We start from the raw sequence: 16,094 nt of genomic DNA, 5'->3' as shown, positions 1-16,094 counted from the left end.
AACTCACCCGCCCTCGCGGCCGACTACCTGGGCGGGCCCGCAGTGGCGGTCCCGATGATTCCGGATCACCAGGAGAGTTCCATGCGTTCTCGTGTGCTGTGCGGCATGGCGGCCGCGGTCGCCCTGCTCGTCACGGGCTGCGGCAGCGGCGCCAAGCAGGTCGGCGCGGCGGCCCCGGCCCCGGCGGGCAGCGCTGCGACGGCCTATCCCGTCACGGCGAGCGACTGCGCGGGGGCCACGACCACGTTCACCGCCGCGCCGAAGAAGATCGTCACCAGCAACGCGGCCGGCTTGGAGCTGCTCCTCTGGCTCGGCGCGGGGGACAAGGTGATCGGCACCGGGTTCCCGCCCGGCGCGGGCACCATGCCGAGCACCTTCGCCGACCAGGCGGCGAAGGTGCCGGTCCTGGGGCAGAGCGTGATCCCGAAGGAGAAGCTGCTCGGCTCCGGCGCCGACCTCTACCTCGACACCTTCGCCGACATGGGCTCGATGGGCGGGGCGATGGGGGCGGCACCCACCGAGCAGGAGTTCGCCGCCGCCGGGATCAAACACCTCTACCTGCGCTCCACGGCCTGCGCCGCGATGCTGAAGGGCCCCCAGCAGGACCTGTCCCGGGTCGAGGAGGACGTCAGGACCCTGGGCGCGGTCACCGGCACCTCGGTCAGGGCGGCTGAGCTGGTGGCGGGCATGGAGCAGAAGGTCCAAGCGGTGCGCAAGGCGCTGGCCGGGCTGCGGGCGGACCAGGAGCCCTCGTACTTCTTCTTCGACTACGACGCCGGGACCAAGCAGCCGATGGCCGAGTGCGGCCGGCAGATCGCCAACGCGGTGATCACTCTGGCCGGGGCGCGCAACGTCTTCGCCGACTGCGACGGTGACTTCAAGGCGGCCTCCTGGGAGGATGTGGTGGCCAAGGACCCCGACTGGATCCAGCTCGGCGTGCGCGACCAGGGCAGTGACGCGGCGAACCGGAAGGCGTTCGACGCGGCCGAGCAGTTCCTGCGGACCTTCCCGGCCACCAAGGGACTCAAGGCCGTCCAGGCGGGCCACTTCGTACGGATCGGCTCGGAGGTGACCACCATCGCGGGCGTCCGCAACGCCGACACCGTGCAGCAGATCGCCCACATCATCCACCCGGACCTGGTGACCTCGTGACCGGACCCGGACCGGTCCTGGCCGCCCGCCGGCCCGTGCGCACCGCACGGGCCGGCCTGGTCGCCGCCGTGCTGGCCCTGGCCCTGCTCGCCGCGCTCACCGCCGCCGTCTCGCTGGGCGCGGTCGACATCCCGGTCGGCGAGGTGTGGACGGTGGTCGGCCGCCGGCTGCTCGGGCAGGCCCCGGCGCCGGGCACCCGTGACCTGATCGTCTGGCAACTGCGCGCGCCACGAGCCCTGTTGGCGGCGGTGGTGGGGGCCGGGCTGGGCCTGGTGGGCAGCGCCGTCCAGGCGCTGGTGCGCAATCCGCTGGCCGATCCCTATCTGCTCGGCATCTCCTCGGGCGCCTCGCTGGGCGCGGTCGCGGTGATCGTACTCGGCGCGGGGGCGGGCTCGGCCGTCGGGTTCGGCGTCCCGGCAGCCGCCTTCGCCGGGGCGCTGGGCGCCTTCGCGCTGGTGTGGCTGCTGGCCCGGCGCGGTGGTGCCTTCGCGGCGATGCGTCTGGTGCTGGCCGGGGTGGGGATCGGGCAGTTCCTCTCCGGCTTCACCAGCTTCCTGGTCCTGCAGGTGGGGGACGACCAGCAGACCCGGGGCGTGCTGTTCTGGCTGATGGGCAGCCTCGGCGGGGCCACCTGGAGCCAACTCCCTTTGCCCGCGGCGGCCGTGGCGCTCGGACTGGTGCTGCTCCAGGCCCGCGCCCGCGGCCTCAACGCGCTGCTGATGGGCGACGAGACGGCCGCCGGCCTCGGTGTGGACGTGGGCCGGCTGCGGCGCGAGCTGTTCGCGGTGACCAGCCTGCTGACCGGTGTGCTGGTGGCCGTCTCCGGGGCGATCGGCTTCGTCGGCCTGCTGGTGCCGCACGTCTGCCGCCTGCTGGTCGGCGGCGACCACCGCCGGCTGCTGCCGCTGTCGGCGCTGGCCGGGGCGGTCCTGCTGGTCACGGTGGACACGCTCGCGCGCACCGCGCTCGCCACCCAGGAGGTGCCGATCGGCGTGGTGACCGCGCTGATCGGGGCGCCCGTGCTGCTCTTCCTGCTGGACCGACGTCTGGAGCACCGGTGAGAATCTCCGTCGAGGACCTGAGCGTCACGCTGGCCGGGCGCACCGTGCTCAGCGGCGTGCACCTGCTGGCTGCCGAAGGGGAGATCGCGGGCCTGGTCGGCCCCAACGGCAGTGGCAAGTCGACCCTGCTGCGGACCGTCTACCGGCACCTGAGCCCCTCGGCGGGCCGAGTGCTGCTGGCCGGCCGGGACCTGCGGTCGTTGACGCCGGCCCAGCGCGCGCGGCACATCGCCGCGCTGCCCCAGGAGCGCGGCGACGACTTCGAGTTCACCGTCCGGGAGATCGTCGCGATGGGACGCGCGCCCTACCAGCGGGCCTTCGCGGGCGAGGACGCCACCGACCGCGCGATCGTGGCCGCGGCTCTCGACGAGGTCGGGCTGGCCGGCCACGGCGAGCGCCGGTTCGGTGCACTCTCCGGTGGCGAGCGGCAACGCGTCCTGCTGGCAAGGGCGTTCGCGCAGCAGCCGGACGTACTGGTGCTGGACGAGCCGACCAACCACCTCGACGTGCGCCACCAGGTGGAGCTGCTCGCGCTGCTGCGGGCCCGGCGCCGCACCACGCTGATCTCGCTGCACGACCTGAACGCCGCCGCCTCGCTCTGCGACCGGCTGCACGTGCTGCACGAGGGCGCGGTGGTGGCCTCCGGGCCGCCGCGCGAGGTGCTCACCCCCGCCCTGCTGGCGGCGGTCTTCGGGGTGCGCGCGGCGGTGGTGCCGCACCCGCTCACCGGGGACCCGCTGATCGCCTTCGACCACCACACGCCCGTCGCTGCCGACCCACGGGACTGAGTGGCCTGCGAGCCCCGGTCAGTCAGCCACGGCCCCGTCCGCGATGGGAAGCACCAGGGCCGACGGGTGGTGGAGCGAGATCCGGGCCGGTGCGAGGCGGGTGGTCGTCGCCGGCGGCTCGCCGGTTCCGGTGTTGCGTGCGAAGCGCGGGTGGGCGCCACCGCTGATCTGCAGGCGGATCCGGTGACCGGCGGGAAAGCGATAGGCGGTGGAGCTCATTCCCACGGTGATGGTGGCAGGGGCCTCGGCATGCCGGAGCCTGTGCAGTCCGTCGCAGACGTTGGTCGAGCGGTTCTGCGGGTCGACGTCGCAGAGCCGGGCGAACACGTCGGCGTGGCCGGTGTCCGTACCGATCCGCAGTACCGCGCTGACCGGCCCGAGGACGTCGACCGGCGCCGGAAGCGGTGCCGTGGTGAAGGTCAGCACGTCATCGCGCGCCTCCAACGGCCTGTTGTCCTTCTGCGTGGTCGTGGCGCCGGCGAGGGCGCCGCCGAGGGAGGGAGTCGGATCGGCGGGGTCGTACCGGAAGGACAGCGGCTCCGTCGTGGCCTCGGGCGCCCGGGGGACCAGGGCGGCGCCGGTGTCGACGTACCAGTGCTGGTCCCTATGGGCCGGCGGCCAGTCGGGTAGGTCCTGCCAGGCCCGACGGCCTCCGAGGTGGACCCGGACTCCGGTCGGCCGCAGGCCGGACGGGTCACCGCACAGGTGGGCCCGCAGCCAGGCAAGGCTCTCGGTGAAGATCTCGGGCCAGCCTTGCTGGAGTGCCGACTGGTGCGACCAGGGGCCGACGAGCAGGGACGTTTCGCAGCCCGTCCGCTGCAGCCGCCCGTACTGCTGCAGAGTCTGGTCGAGATTTACGTCGTGCCAGCCGCCGATCAGGGCGGTCGGTACGGTCAGTGCTTCGGCCGCGGCTCCCATGTCCGCCCCGTGCCAGTGGACATCCTCGGGATCGGGGTGCGCGATCGCCTCTTCGAGGAAGGGCACCGGGCCGCCCAGCGCGGGCCGGTACGCCTCGGTGAGGGGAAGGCCTTCCGCGGCCTTCCGCAGGTGGCGCCGCAGCCGCAGGCTCGCCCGCAGAAAGCTCGGTATGCCCCGGTGCTGACTGGTGAGGCCGAGCGCGGCGACGAGCGCGTTCTCCAAGGAGAACGCGCCGCCGCGGTAGAAGAAGCCGTAGGGATCGTGCATGCCGATCTGGACCACCATCGCGCGCAGCTCCGGCGGCGGGTCCAAGGCGAGCGCCCACTGGACGTAACCGAGGTAGCTGGCGCCGACGGTCCCCAGTACTCCGCAGAACCAGGGCTGTTGGCGCAACCAGACGACGGTGGCCTGACCGTCGGCGGCCTCGTTGCGCCACAGGTCGAACCCGCCGCCGGAGCCGCCGGTGCCGCGGCAGCTCTGGAGGACGACGTGGAAGCCCTGCTCGGCCAGGAGCACGCCGTACATCGGTGCCCAGGGGAAGCCTCGGCCGTAGGGCGAGCGGACCAGGAGCGTGGGGAAGTCGCCATCGGTCAGGGGGAAGTAGTGGTCGGTCAGCAGCGGGCTGCCGTCGGCTGCGGGCACGACGAGGCCGGGCTCGTAGGCGATGTCATGCAGTTTGGGCGGCAGCCCCCGTATGGACCGTCTCATGACCCTGGCGCTCAGGGGCGGCTTCTTCGCGGGCGGGCGGTGCGTCGGCGTCACAGCGGTGCCTCGATTCCTGGACGTGGGCGAGTCCCTCACTTCTCGTACAATGTACGAGAATAGCCCATGCTTGGATGGGCCCGACAGGAGGAGGGAGGTGTCCCCATGGGCCGCGCAGACTCATCGGGCACGCAGACCGGGGTGGATCCGGAATCGCTCTGGTCACCGGCGGAGCGCCCGCGCCGAGGCAGGCCGCCTGCTCGCAGTCGCGCCGCGATCACTGCGTCCGCGGTCGCCATCGCGGACGCCGAAGGGCTTGCCGCCGTCACGATGCGCGCGGTCGCGACCCGGCTCGGAGCCGGAACGATGTCCCTGTACAGCTATGTCCCCAACAAGGAGACGCTGCTGGAGCTGATGATCGACGAGGTGAGCGGCGACCACCGGCTACCGGCCGAGCCCTCGGGCGACTGGCGCTGCGACCTTCGGGAGATCGCCCATGAGCAGCGCGCCATCATGCGGCGCCATCCCTGGCTGCCCGCCGCACTGCCGGCCCGCCAGACGCTTGGCCCGAACACCCTCGCCGTCCTGGACTACGCGCTCGCCGCACTCGCTCCCACCGGCTTGGATGCCCAGGCGCGACTGGAGACCTTCAGTCTCCTCACCGGATTCGTGGCCAGTCACATGTCGTACGAACTCGCCCGGGAACACGCCGTCGAAGCCGCAGGCCGGACCCCCGGCGAGCTCCTCGACGCCCAGGCCCGCTACCTTCGCTCCGCCGTCGCCCATGGCAGCTATCCCCATCTCGCCCAAGCCCTGGCCGAACCGGGCGGCAGCCAGAACCCGCAGGCGGTCTTCGATCGCCTCCTCGATCGGGTGATCAACGGGATCGCGCCGGGAGCATGACATCAGCTCAGCGGGTCGACCATCGCGCTGGGCGTTCGACAACCCGGGGGTACCTGCCTCACGCCGCCTCGAAGTGGCTCGGCCGGCCGTCGCGCAGCACCAGCCGGCCGAACCGCTCGGCGTCGCTGCGGTGCATCAACTCCCATCGGCCGCCCGCGCGGTGGACGGCGGCGGCATGCCACGGGGTGGTCCAGGTGTCGGTGGTGTCCAGCAGGCGCAGGCCGAACTTGGCGGCGCCGGGCGGCTGCGGGTGGATGGACAGCCGGACCGCGCGCGGGTGGTGCTCGGCGATCAGGGCGCCCCAGGCCCGGCTGCGCTGCAGGACGCCGTAGGCGCGGCGGCGGCAGTCGCGTTGCAGGGCCGACCTGGTGCCCTCGAAGCCCACGGTGTCCTCGGTCAGGAACCGGGTGATGCCGCGGTAGAGGGCGAGGGTGGCCTCGTCGGTCCGCAGCTCGGCGCGCAACTCCTCGACGGTGGGCGCGTACCGGGCGTGGACGGCGGCGCGCTTCTCGTCGTGGGAGAGGTCGCCGAGCACGTCGCGCAGGTCGAACACCGAGAGGCGGTCGAGGCGTTCGCGCCGGATCATGGCGGCCAGCTCGTCGGCGTAGGCGTCGATGTGCCGGTCGGGGACCTGGATCAGGTCGCCGAAGATGTGCCCGTCCGAGCAGATCACCGTCCGGGCGCCCGGCGGGTAGGCCCGCTGGACGGCGGCGCACAGCTCGTCGAGGAAGCCGAGCGAGCGGCGTTCGCCCTCGTCCGGCAGGTGGCCGAGGACCTTGGCGGGGCTGGGCGACTTGCAGGGGAAGCCGGGCAGCGTGAAGACGATCGGTTCACCGCGGGCCACGAAGCCCGCGAGCTGGTCGAGTTGCCGGGGGAACGCCTCGACCGGTGCCGGGGTGTGCGGCGCGGCGGCGCGCCGGTGGGGCAGCAGCAGGGCCAGGACGTCGGCACAGGTGCGGGCAACGGCCGGCGCGGGTGCCAGGCAGCTGGCGAGGGACGGCATGCGGTTTCTCCAGGAGGGCATGACGGGATGGCGCCCCGGCCCTGCGAGGGGCCGGAGCGGATGGTGGCGGGGATCAGGCGCGGCGCTCGTCGTAGGCGACCGGCAGTTCGTTGACGCCCCGGGCCAGGACGGCCGGGATCCAGGCGAGTTCGTCGAGGTCGCCGGCGGGGCGCAGGCCGGGCAGCCGGGTGAGCAAGGTGCCGAGCGCGATCTGGAGTTCGGCGCGGGCCAGCGCGGCGCCGGGGCAGAAGTGGATGCCGTGGCCGAACGCGAGATGGGAGTTGGGCGTGCGGGCCAGGTCCAGGGTGTCCGCGTCGGGGAACCGTGCGGGGTCGCGGTTGGCGGCGCAGAGCGAGACGATGACGGAGTCGCCGGCCGGCACCCGGGTGCCGTGCAGATCACTGTCGGCGGCGAGGAACCGCCAGGTGGTGAGTTCGAACGCGCTGTCGTAGCGCAGGAGTTCCTCGATCGCGCGGGGCATCAGCGCGGGCTCCTCGCGCAGCTTGGCCAACTGGCCGGGGTGGCGCAGCAGGGTGACCAGCATGGTGGTGAGCTGGTTGGTGACCGGTTCCTGGCCGGCCACCAGGAGCTGGAAGACCATCGAATCCAGCTCCTCCTTGGTCAGTTCCCCCTGCTGCTGGGCGAGCACCAGCCGGCCGAGCAGGTCCGCCGACCGGTGCTCGCGCTTGTCGGCGACGACGTCGGCGATGTACGCCTGCAGCCCGCGCAGCCGTCCCTCGTAGGCGGGACGGCCGGGGTCGTCCGGACCGACCGGCTGGACGACCTTGCCCCAGTCGCGGTCGAAGCGCGCCGCGAGCCTGGGCGGCAGGCCGATCACCTCGGCCAGCACCTGGAACGGGTAGTGCGCGGCGAAGCCCGCGACCAGGTCGGCGCCGCCCGCGCTCGGCAGGGCGTCCACCAGGGTGTCGGCCAACTCCTGGAAGCGTGGCCGGAGTTCCTCGACGCGCCGGGGCGCGAAGGCGTCCAGGACCAGGCGGCGCAGCGCGGTGTGCCGGGGCGGGTCCTGGTGCAGCAGGTGGACCTGGAGCTGGGAGTGCTGGGGCTCGGGCATGATCGAGGCCAGGCTGCGCCAGTAGTCGTTGCCCAGCGCGTGGTTCTTGCCCAGGCGCGGGTCGCTCAGCGTCTGCTGGGCGGCTTCGTGACCGGTGACCAGCCAGGCGGCGATGCCGCTGGGGAAGCGGACCCGGTGGACGGGACCGGCCTCGCGCATGGTGCGGTACAGGTCGTAGGGATCGCGCTTGTAGGCGGCGCCGAGCAGCGGGGTCGGCTCCGGCGGGGTCGACTGGGACGGGACCGCCCCGGACGGGGTGGCGCCGGTGACGGGACAGCGGGGTGCGGCGGCCGGGTCGGCTTCGGCTGGGGTCATGTCGGCTTTCCTTCGGCGGAGTTCGGCGGCGGTCACAGCGAGATCGTCGGGCGGTACTGGTCGAGCCACAGGGCAAGGTCCACGACCCGTTCCAGCCGCAGCCGTTGCCCCCACGGCAGCCGCTCCTCGGGGGAGTCGAGGGTGGCCCGCAGGGCACCCTCGTCGGCGATGTCGCGCACCTGCGGCAGGTCGAGCGCCTGGCGGGCCAACTGCCGCAGGCCGTGGTCGTAGTCCGGGTGGTGGGTGGCCGGGTAGTGGTTCTTGGGCCGCCGCAGTACCGACCCGGGAGCCAGCCCCTGCCCGGCGGCGCGCAGCAGGCTCTTCTCCCGCCCGTCGTCGCTCTTCAGCGACCACGGTGTGTTGAAGGCGTACTCGACCAGGCGGTGGTCACAGTAGGGCACCCGGACCTCCAGCCCCTGCGCCATCGAGAGCCGGTCCTTGCGGTGCAGCAGCTGGCGCAGCCAGCGGGTCAGCGACAGGTGCTGCAGCTCGCGCTGCCGGTGCTCGACCGGGCTCTCGTCGTCCAGGTGGGGGACGGCCGCGAGCGCGTCGCGGTAGCTGTCGGCGCGGAACTCGCCGATCCGCAGGGTCGCCGCGAGGTCGGGGTGCAGCGGCATCGCGGCCTCGTCGCCGGTGACCAGCAGCCAGGGGAAGGTGCGGGCGGCCAGCGCCTCGGGCCGGTGGAACCAGGGGTAGCCGCCGAAGACCTCGTCGGCGGCCTCGCCGGACAGGGCGACGGTGGCGTGCGCGCGGATCTCGCCGAAGAGCAGGTAGAGGGAGGTGTCCATGTCGCCCACACCGATGGGGGAGTCCCGGGCGGCGACGACGGCCCGGCGGTGCTCGGGGTCGAGCAGGGCACGCGGGTCCAGCACGACGGTGGCGTGCTCGGTGCCGATGAACGCGCCGGCCTCGATGGCGAAGGGCGTGTCGTGCCCGGTGCGCAGCACGTCGCCGGTGAACTTCTCGGCCTGGTCGCTGTAGTCGACGGCGAAGGAGCGCAACCGGCGTGCCGAGCCCTCCCGTCGGCGCAGCTCGTCGGCGGCCAGGGCGGTGATCACGGTGGAGTCCAGACCGCCGGAGAGCAGGCTGCACAGCGGGACGTCCGCCTCCAGCCGGGTGCGGGCGGCCTGGTCGACCAGGTGGCGGACCCGTTCGACGGTGGTGGCCGGGTCGTCGCGGTGCGGGTGCGCCGTCAGCTGCCAGTAGCGGTGCTCCCGCAGCCCGGAGCGGTCGAAGGTCACCAGGCCGCCGGGCTGGACCTCCTGGACGCCGGCCCACAGCGTCGCGCCGGTGCCGAACAGCAGGCTGTACGCCTCGCGCAGCCCGGCCGCGTCCACCCGGGGGTCGAGCTCGGGGTGGGCGAAGAGCGCCTTGGGCTCGGAGGCGAACGCGAGGCCGCCCTCGATCCTGGCCCAGTGGAGCGGTTTGACGCCGAGCCGGTCGCGCACCAGGAGCAGCCGCTCGTGGCGCTCGTCCCAGATCGCGAAGGCGTACATGCCCTCCAGCCGGTCGACCACCGCCTCGCCCCACTGCCGGTAGCCGCGCAGCACCGTCTCGGTGTCGCTGCGGGTGTCGAACTCATGTCCGAGGGAGCGGAGTTCGGCGCGCAGCTGATGGTGGTTGTAGACCTCGCCGCTGTAGCTGAGCACCACCGCCCGGTCCGCGTGGCGGTCGGTCATCGGCTGGGCGCCGCCGACCGGGTCCAGCACGGACAGGCGGCGGTGGCCCAGCGCGGCGCCCGCACCGAGCCAGACGCCGCCCGCGTCGGGGCCGCGCCGGGCCAGCGTGGCGGTCATCGCCTCGATGACCGGCCGCCTGTCGCGGGCGTTGTGCCGGAACGAGGCCCAGCCGGTGATTCCGCACATCGATGGATGCCCCTTCGCTGTCACGGGCACCGTCGGGTGACGGCGCCCGTGACAGCAGTCGGCCACCGGCCACCGGAAGTTCCGAACAGCCGACGGGTTTTCACGCCCGACGGCCGTCCGCCGGTGCGCAGCTGCCTCAGCCGGCCAGGGGAGCACGGCCCCGGCCGCGCCGGGCCGGCTGCCAGGTGCGCAGCCGCAGGCTGTTGGCCACCACCAGCAGGGAGCTGGCCGACATGGCGAGCGCGGCGATCATCGGATTGAGCAGCCCCGCCGCCGCCAGCGGAATCAGCACCGCGTTGTAGCCGAACGCCCAGACCAGGTTGGCCCGGATGGTGGCCAGGGTGCGCCGGGCCAGCTCGACCGCCGTCACCAGCGCCTCGATGTCACCGCGCACCAGCGTCAGCCCGGCCGCCCCGATCGCCGCGTCCGTGCCCGTGCCCAGCGCGATGCCGAGGTCGGCGCCGGCCAGTGCGACGGTGTCGTTCACCCCGTCCCCCACCACCGCCACGCTGCGCCCGGCCGCGCGCAGTTCGGCGACCAGTTCGGCCTTGCGCTCGGGCGAGGCGCCCGCGTGCACCTCGCTGATGCCCAGCTCCTCGGCCACCGCGCGGGCCGGCCCGGGCCGGTCACCGGTGGCCAGCACGGTCGTCAGGCCCATGCCGCGCAGCCGGTGCACGGCACGGTAGCTGCCGGGGTGCAGGGTGTCGCCGACCGCGAGGACCGCAGCCGCCCGGCCGTCCAGCTCGGCGACCACCACCGTCTGCCCGGCGGCCTCGGCGCCCGCCAGCGCCGCACGCAGCGCCGGTGGCAGGTCGGCGACCTCGGGCCGCACCACCCGCACCCGCACGCCCTCCACCGTACCCGCCACCCCCAGCCCCGGCGTCGCCCGGAACTCCGTCACGGCGGGCAGCGGCCGGGGCGCCGCCGCGGTCAGCGCCCGCGCCAGCGGGTGCTCGGAGCGCTGCTCGACCGCGCCGGCCAGACGCAGCACCGCGCCGATCTCGAACCCGTCCGCCACCGTGCTGGTCACCAGCGTCATCCGGCCGGCCGTCAGGGTGCCGGTCTTGTCCAGCACCACGGTGTCGATCCGGCGCAGACTCTCCAGCACCTCCGGCCCGCGCACCAGGACACCCAGCTCCGCGCCGCGCCCGGTGGCGGCGAGCAACGCGGTGGGCGTGGCCAGCCCCAGCGCGCAGGGGCAGGCGACCACCAGGACCGCGACGGCGGCCGTCAGGGACCGGGACCAGTCGGCCCCGGTGCCCAGCCAGAACCCGAGCACGCAGACCGCGATGCCGAGCACGACGGGGACGAACACCCCGGCCACCGTGTCGGCCAGCCGCTGCGCGCGGGCCTTGCCGGCCTGGGCCTCGGTGACCAGCGCGGTGATCCGGGCGAGCTGGGTGTCGGCGCCCACCGCGGTGGCCCGCACCAGCAGCGTGCCGCCGACGTTGAGGGTGCCGCCGGTCACCTGCGCCCCGGGGCCGACCTCCACCGGGACGCTCTCGCCGGTCAGCAGGCTCAGGTCGAGCGCGGAGCCGCCCTCGACCACCACTCCGTCGGTGGCCACCCGCTCACCGGGCCGGACCACGAACTGCCGCCCCGGCAGCAGCTGTTCGATCGGGGCCAGCCGCTCGCCGCCGTCCTCGCGCAGGCAGACCTCCTTCGCCCCCAGCTCGGCCAGCGAGCGCAGCGCCGAGCCGGTGCGGGCCCGCGCCCGGCCCTCCAGGAGCCTGCCGCACAGCACGAACAGCGGCACCCCGACCGCGGCCTCCAGGTAGATGTGCGAGCCGCCGCCCGGGTCGGCGCCCGGCGAGAACGGCATCCGCATGCCGAGCGTGCCCGCGCCACCGAACAGCAGCGCGTACGCCGACCAGCCGAAGGAGGCCAGGACGCCGAGGCTGACCAGGGTGTCCATGGTCGCGGTGGCGTGCCGCAGCGCCCGCCAGGCCCGCGCGTGGAAGACCGAGGAACCGATCGTCACCACGAAGGAGGCCGACGCGAAGCAGGCCCACTGCCAGCCGCGCAGCTGCAGCGCGGGCACCATCGACACCACGATCACCGGCACGGCGAAGAGCGCGACCAGGAGCAGCCGCAGCCGCTCGTCGGGGTCCTCGGCGGCCGCGACCACGGCAGCCTGCTCGGCCACCGGCTCGGCGGTGCACCCCGCCCGCTCCACCGCCGCCACCAGCTCCGCCAGCGGGACGTCCGCGGGGTGCAGCACCCGGGCCCGCCCGGTGGCCAGGTTCACCCCGGCGCTGACCCCGTCGAGGCGGGCCAGCTTCTTCTCCACCCGCGAGACGCAGGCGGCGCAGGTCATCCCGCCCACGGCCAGATCGGTCGTGACCAGGCCCGGCGCACTCGTCGCCGGTGCGGGGTCCGCGGCAGCGGCGCTCATCGCGGCACCGCCGCGGTGCCCGGGCCGGACTGCGGCGCGGACAGCCCGGCCATCCGCATGCCGGACATGTCGTCGCCCATCGGGCCCCGGGCGGGTCCGGCAGGAGGGGAGGAGGGCGGTCCCACCCACCGTCCCACCGCGAACGAGGCGGCGAAGAGCAGCACGAGCAGCAGGGCGAAGCCGAGCAGGACCCGGCCGGGCCGTGCCGCGGCACGCCCGCCTGGTACGGCTGTGGTCATCAATCGCAAAGAGGTTCTCCAGATTCGGGGTCCGCCGGCAGTGCGCCGACGGACGGGTGTCAGATGTCTTTCGAGCCAGGGCAGGCGGGAGCGGGGGCCGTCAGGCCGCCAGGCCCGCGTCCGCCCGTTCGGCGTCGGGCGTCGGGCGGCCGCAGCCCACGGCTCGGCGCTCGCCGCCCCCGCGCTCGCCGCCTCCGCCTTCCCCGCCGCGGGCCTCGTCCTCGGCCGAGCGCAGCAGCGTGACGAGCTGGTCCCGCGCGCGGGCGACCCGCGAGCGCACCGTGCCCACCGCGCAGCCGGCCACGTCGGCCACCTCCGCGTAGCTCAGCCCGACCACCTGGGTCAGCACGAACGCCTCCCGCCGCTCGTCGGGGAGACGGCTCAGCAGGTCGGCCAGCGCCACCTGGTCCTCGAACCGCGCGACCGGGCCCGGCTGGAGCTGCGCCGCCTCCTCCGCGTCGGGCAGGGCCGAGCAGCGCGGCCGGGCCGCCGCGCTGCGGTAGCGGTCCACCACCGTGCGCCGGGCTATCGAGAGCAGCCAGGTGCGCGCCGAGGAGCGCCCGGCGAAGGAGGGCAGGCCCCGCAGCGCCCGCAGGAAGGTCTCCTGGGCCAGGTCGTCGGCGGACTCGACGTCCGTGAGGTGCGCGACGAAGCGCCACACGTCCCGCTGGGTGGCCCGGACGAACGCCTCGACGTCCAGCGGACGGCCCTCCCGCGCCGCCAGGGCCAGTGCGGTCACCTGCTGGTCATCCACGGTCCGCCTCCGGCCTGCGGGCCCGGGCACCGGTGCCGGGCGTTACCGCCCGGGTCGACCGGTGCGGGAGCATGAGGGCATGACCTGTGCCGACTACCGCCTCGCGATATCCGCCCGGCTCGACGGTGAACTCGGGGCGCACGACGCCCTGCCGTGCGCCGCGCACGCGCGCGGGTGCACCGACTGCGCCCAGTGGCTGGCGGGCGCCCGCCGGCTGCGCGAGCTGACGCGGGCCGCGGCCGGGCCGTCCGAGCAGCGGTCGCAGCTGCTCGTCAACGCGGTGCTCGATGCGCTTGGCGGTACTTCTGTTGCTCATGAGGGGTCCTGACAGCGGGAACGAGGACGGCACCGCGAACCGGCGGAGCCGTCGATCGGCAAGACGGCCCACCCACCGCTCCGGCCCGCGCAGGCCGATTCCGGCCGATTCAGGCCTGCTCGGGCCCGTTTCAGGCGCGAGCGGGCCCGCGAAGGCAGCGCGCAGCGCAGCGCAGCGCAGCGCGGCGCGGCCGGGGGCCGGGCGCCGTGCTCGGGAGGGTGTGGTGGCCGGACCCGTGCGTCCCTGGGCGGCGTGGGCCGGACGGGCGCAGGGGTGACCTGCCCGCGGGCACACCGGGCAGCGCCCTCCGGGCGCCCCGAGGGGGCGCGCTGGACGCGGCGGATCCAGGGCTTGCCTGCCTGCGGCAAGCCTCAGGTGTGACGGGCGCTCAGAAGGCCAGGGCGGGGCTGGGCGGGCCGCGCCGTACCACGGCGTGCGAGAGCGCCACCAGGCGCGGCAGCCGGGTGCGCGCGGGCCTGCGGCGCGGCGGGGCCGGCGGTTCGTCCCCGTGCGGGGTGAAGGCGAGGGCGAGCAGCGCCAGCACCGGCAGGAAGACCCCGGCCAGCGTGCGCAGCGTCTCGAACAGGCCGACGATCGCCCGCTCGCCGCGCCAGAGCAGCAGCGCGCAGGCGAGCGCGGCCAGCAGGTGGGCGGCCAGCATCCCGGCGGACAGGCCGTCCACCAGAGGCGTCCCCATCCCGCTCATGCCGGTGCCGCTCGTACCGTTGCCGGGCATGCCGCTCATCCCGGCCATCCCGCTCATCCCGGGCATCGACGGCATGGCAGCTGCTTGGCTGCCCACCGGCGTGCCCGGCGCCAGGCCCGCCAGCGCGGCCAGCCCCTGGGGGGTCAGCGCGGTCGGGTTCGACCCACCACGCGTGCACAGCAGCAGGTTCACCCAGTCGGGTGCACCGCGGCCCGCCCGGACGGGTGAGGCCTGCACCGTCGCGGTGGCCTCGAAGAGCGTGTGCAGCGCGGCCTGGACGGTCACCATCCACCCGCTGATCGCGACCGGCCCGCGCCGGCGCCCGGCCAGCAGCCAGCTGCCGCCCACCGTCCCGGCGAACGCTCCGGCCAGCACCGGCACCGGCAGCACGGCCTCGGCCATGCTGACGTGCGCGGTGGCGGCCAACGCCACGCACAGGGTGGCGAAGACCACGGCGCGGAGCATGCGAATCTGCCGGATCGTCACAGTGCGCACCATCCTCGCACCTGCTTACGCCGACGCTGCGACCGACTCCCCGGCCGCCGGCGCACCACGGCGACATCGCTACAGCGCCGCGACCGTGTCCGGCTCCAACTCCAGGCGTCCCTCGGCCTTGTCGTACTCGAAGAGCTCGCCGTAGCGGCCCCAGTCGATCGCGGTGTCCAGTTGGCGGCGGGCGTCCTCGTCGGAGAAGCCGCGGCGCAGCAGGTCCAGGAAGAGGCCCTCGCGCAGCACGTGGTCGGCGGCGGTGGTGAGCGCCTGGACGATGGCCCGCACCAGAGGGGCGTGGGCCACGGCGTGCCGGGCGAAGAGCTGCTTGCTGGTCAGGATGTCGGCGTCGGCGAACTCGCGGCCCGCCCCGGTCAGGGCGATCCGCGGGCCCTCGGTGCGGGCCAGGTCGAGCAGGACGGCGGCGTCCACCAGCGGCAGCAGGTCGTCGACCTCGAAGCTGAGTTCACCGGCGAGTTCGGCCATGCCGTCCTCGCCGCCGCGGGCGGCCAGGATCTCCAGCAGCCCGGCGAGCCCGCCGGGGCTGACCAGCGGCAGCGGTGCGCCGGTGGGGGTGGCGGGCAGCGCGGTCCGGGCGGCGGGTACCGCGGCGCCGCTCTGCGCGCGGTCGGTGAGGATGCCGTAGACGGTGTCGACCAGGGCCTCGAACTGCGGGGTGCGCCGGTCACGCGGGCGGGGCAGGTCGACGCTCAGTTCGGCCTTGATCCGCCCCGGGTTGGCGGAGAGCACCAGGATCCGGTCCGCCAGCAGCACCGCCTCCTCGATGTTGTGGGTGACGATCAGCACCGATTTCACCGGCGCCTCCTTGCCCTCCCACAGGCCCACCAGTTCGTTGCGCAGGTTCTCCGCGGTCAGCACGTCGAGCGCGGAGAACGGCTCGTCCATGAAGAGCGCGTCCGGCTCCACCACCAAGGCCCGGGCGAAGCCCACCCGTTGGCGCATGCCGCCGGACAACTCCTTGGGGTAGGCGCCCTCGAAGCCGTCCAGGCCGATCAGGTCGATCGCCCCGAGCGCCCGGCGGCGGCGCTCCGCCTCGCCCACGCCCTGGGCCTGGAGCCCGAGTTCCACGTTCTGCTGGACGGTGAGCCAGGGCAGCAGGGCGAAGGACTGGAAGACCATCGCCACCCCCGGGTTGGCACCGTTCAGCGGTGTGCCGCGGTAGCTGACGCTGCCGGTGGAGGGGGCGATCAGCCCGGCGGCGCAGCGCAGCAGGGTGGACTTGCCCGAGCCCGACTTGCCCAGCAGGGCCACGATCTCGCCCTCGTGCAGCGTGAAGCCGACCGAGTCGAGCACCGGCAGCGCGTTGCCGTCCGGGGTGGTGAAGGTCTTGGTGACGTCCGTGACGGTGATGACGGCCTCGCCGGCGCCGTGCTGGTCCGCGCGGGTGTTCATGGG

At 74.4% G+C, this 16,094-nt stretch carries 14 protein-coding genes; 5 read left to right on the top strand and 9 right to left on the bottom strand.

The window, feature by feature from the left end; genetic code table 11:
- Positions 1-81: 81 nt before the first annotated feature.
- Genes OG500_RS05000 through OG500_RS04990 form a run of 3 tightly spaced genes read left to right on the top strand, consistent with a single transcriptional unit; the run spans position 82 to position 3,001 of the window.
- Entirely contained in the window at positions 82-1,152 is a 1,071-nt protein-coding gene (locus OG500_RS05000; protein WP_329576996.1) for an ABC transporter substrate-binding protein, read from the top strand.
- Complete coding sequence (locus OG500_RS04995; RefSeq protein ID WP_329576994.1) at positions 1,149-2,213, top strand: FecCD family ABC transporter permease; 1,065 nt, start codon at positions 1,149-1,151, stop codon at positions 2,211-2,213. Before OG500_RS05000 ends, OG500_RS04995 begins: the two co-directional genes overlap by 4 nt.
- On the top strand, positions 2,210-3,001 hold the full coding sequence (locus tag OG500_RS04990) for an ABC transporter ATP-binding protein (RefSeq protein WP_329576991.1): 792 nt from the start codon (positions 2,210-2,212) through the stop codon (positions 2,999-3,001). The genes OG500_RS04995 and OG500_RS04990 overlap by 4 nt, the downstream gene beginning before the upstream one ends.
- An 18-nt stretch (positions 3,002-3,019) precedes the next feature.
- On the opposite strand, the gene OG500_RS04985 is transcribed toward OG500_RS04990, so the two are convergent.
- The gene (locus tag OG500_RS04985) at positions 3,020-4,627 is read right to left on the bottom strand and encodes a CocE/NonD family hydrolase (protein ID WP_329576988.1); all 1,608 of its coding nucleotides are present in this window, start codon (positions 4,625-4,627) and stop codon (positions 3,020-3,022) included.
- 159 nt (positions 4,628-4,786) lie between these two features.
- On the opposite strand from OG500_RS04985, the gene OG500_RS04980 reads away from it, so the two are divergent.
- Positions 4,787-5,524 carry a TetR/AcrR family transcriptional regulator gene (locus OG500_RS04980; protein WP_329576985.1) on the top strand — a complete coding sequence of 246 codons (738 nt, stop codon included), beginning with the start codon at positions 4,787-4,789 and terminating at the stop codon, positions 5,522-5,524.
- Positions 5,525-5,582: 58 nt separating this feature from the next.
- Here OG500_RS04980 and OG500_RS04975 read toward each other — a convergent pair whose 3' ends face one another.
- The 6 genes from OG500_RS04975 to OG500_RS04950 all read right to left on the bottom strand — a co-directional run bounded on the left by OG500_RS04975 (position 5,583) and on the right by OG500_RS04950 (position 13,167).
- Positions 5,583-6,527, bottom strand: coding sequence for an isocyanide synthase family protein (locus OG500_RS04975; protein ID WP_327065128.1), 945 nt, complete (start codon positions 6,525-6,527; stop codon positions 5,583-5,585).
- A gap of 73 nt (positions 6,528-6,600) precedes the next feature.
- Positions 6,601-7,914, bottom strand: coding sequence for a cytochrome P450 family protein (locus OG500_RS04970; protein ID WP_329576982.1), 1,314 nt, complete (start codon positions 7,912-7,914; stop codon positions 6,601-6,603).
- Positions 7,915-7,946: 32 nt separating this feature from the next.
- Positions 7,947-9,779, bottom strand: coding sequence for an asparagine synthase (glutamine-hydrolyzing) (gene asnB / locus OG500_RS04965; protein ID WP_329576979.1), 1,833 nt, complete (start codon positions 9,777-9,779; stop codon positions 7,947-7,949).
- A gap of 136 nt (positions 9,780-9,915) precedes the next feature.
- Positions 9,916-12,174: a heavy metal translocating P-type ATPase gene (locus OG500_RS04960; protein WP_329576976.1), complete on the bottom strand. Its 2,259-nt coding sequence runs from the start codon at positions 12,172-12,174 to the stop codon at positions 9,916-9,918.
- On the bottom strand, positions 12,171-12,413 hold the full coding sequence (locus OG500_RS04955; protein ID WP_329576972.1) for a hypothetical protein: 243 nt from the start codon (positions 12,411-12,413) through the stop codon (positions 12,171-12,173). Before OG500_RS04955 ends, OG500_RS04960 begins: the two co-directional genes overlap by 4 nt.
- 100 nt (positions 12,414-12,513) lie before the next feature.
- Positions 12,514-13,167: a sigma-70 family RNA polymerase sigma factor gene (locus tag OG500_RS04950; protein WP_329576969.1), complete on the bottom strand. Its 654-nt coding sequence runs from the start codon at positions 13,165-13,167 to the stop codon at positions 12,514-12,516.
- A gap of 79 nt (positions 13,168-13,246) precedes the next feature.
- Between OG500_RS04950 and OG500_RS04945 the strand changes: the two genes are divergently transcribed.
- Positions 13,247-13,495, top strand: a complete 249-nt coding sequence (locus OG500_RS04945; protein WP_327065122.1) for an anti-sigma factor family protein — start codon at positions 13,247-13,249, stop codon at positions 13,493-13,495.
- A gap of 376 nt (positions 13,496-13,871) precedes the next feature.
- Here the strand turns inward: OG500_RS04945 and OG500_RS04940 are convergent, their stop codons facing one another.
- Both OG500_RS04940 and OG500_RS04935 read right to left on the bottom strand, forming a co-directional pair.
- Positions 13,872-14,675 carry a PE-PGRS family protein gene (locus tag OG500_RS04940; RefSeq protein ID WP_329576965.1) on the bottom strand — a complete coding sequence of 268 codons (804 nt, stop codon included), beginning with the start codon at positions 14,673-14,675 and terminating at the stop codon, positions 13,872-13,874.
- 78 nt (positions 14,676-14,753) lie between these two features.
- On the bottom strand, positions 14,754-16,091 hold the full coding sequence (locus tag OG500_RS04935; protein WP_329576962.1) for an ABC transporter ATP-binding protein: 1,338 nt from the start codon (positions 16,089-16,091) through the stop codon (positions 14,754-14,756).
- Positions 16,092-16,094: the final 3 nt, after the last annotated feature.

This window comes from Kitasatospora sp. NBC_01250 (assembly GCF_036226465.1).
Lineage (GTDB): Bacteria > Actinomycetota > Actinomycetes > Streptomycetales > Streptomycetaceae > Kitasatospora.
Note: the sequence above shows the minus strand (reverse complement) of the source record. Positions and strands in the feature narration are given on the sequence as shown.

Bases quoted from the DNA above. Each gene is read 5' to 3' on its own strand.
- OG500_RS04935 (WP_329576962.1), bottom strand. From the start codon at position 16,091: ATGAACACCCGCGCGGACCAGCACGGCGCCGGCGAGGCCGTCATCACC.
- OG500_RS04955 (WP_329576972.1), bottom strand. From the start codon at position 12,413: ATGACCACAGCCGTACCAGGCGGGCGTGCCGCGGCACGGCCCGGCCGG.
- OG500_RS05000 (WP_329576996.1), top strand. From the start codon at position 82: ATGCGTTCTCGTGTGCTGTGCGGCATGGCGGCCGCGGTCGCCCTGCTC.
- OG500_RS04980 (WP_329576985.1), top strand. From the start codon at position 4,787: ATGGGCCGCGCAGACTCATCGGGCACGCAGACCGGGGTGGATCCGGAA.
- asnB (WP_329576979.1), bottom strand. From the start codon at position 9,779: ATGTGCGGAATCACCGGCTGGGCCTCGTTCCGGCACAACGCCCGCGAC.
- OG500_RS04945 (WP_327065122.1), top strand. From the start codon at position 13,247: ATGACCTGTGCCGACTACCGCCTCGCGATATCCGCCCGGCTCGACGGT.
- OG500_RS04985 (WP_329576988.1), bottom strand. From the start codon at position 4,627: ATGAGACGGTCCATACGGGGGCTGCCGCCCAAACTGCATGACATCGCC.
- OG500_RS04975 (WP_327065128.1), bottom strand. From the start codon at position 6,527: ATGCCGTCCCTCGCCAGCTGCCTGGCACCCGCGCCGGCCGTTGCCCGC.
- OG500_RS04970 (WP_329576982.1), bottom strand. From the start codon at position 7,914: ATGACCCCAGCCGAAGCCGACCCGGCCGCCGCACCCCGCTGTCCCGTC.
- OG500_RS04960 (WP_329576976.1), bottom strand. From the start codon at position 12,174: ATGAGCGCCGCTGCCGCGGACCCCGCACCGGCGACGAGTGCGCCGGGC.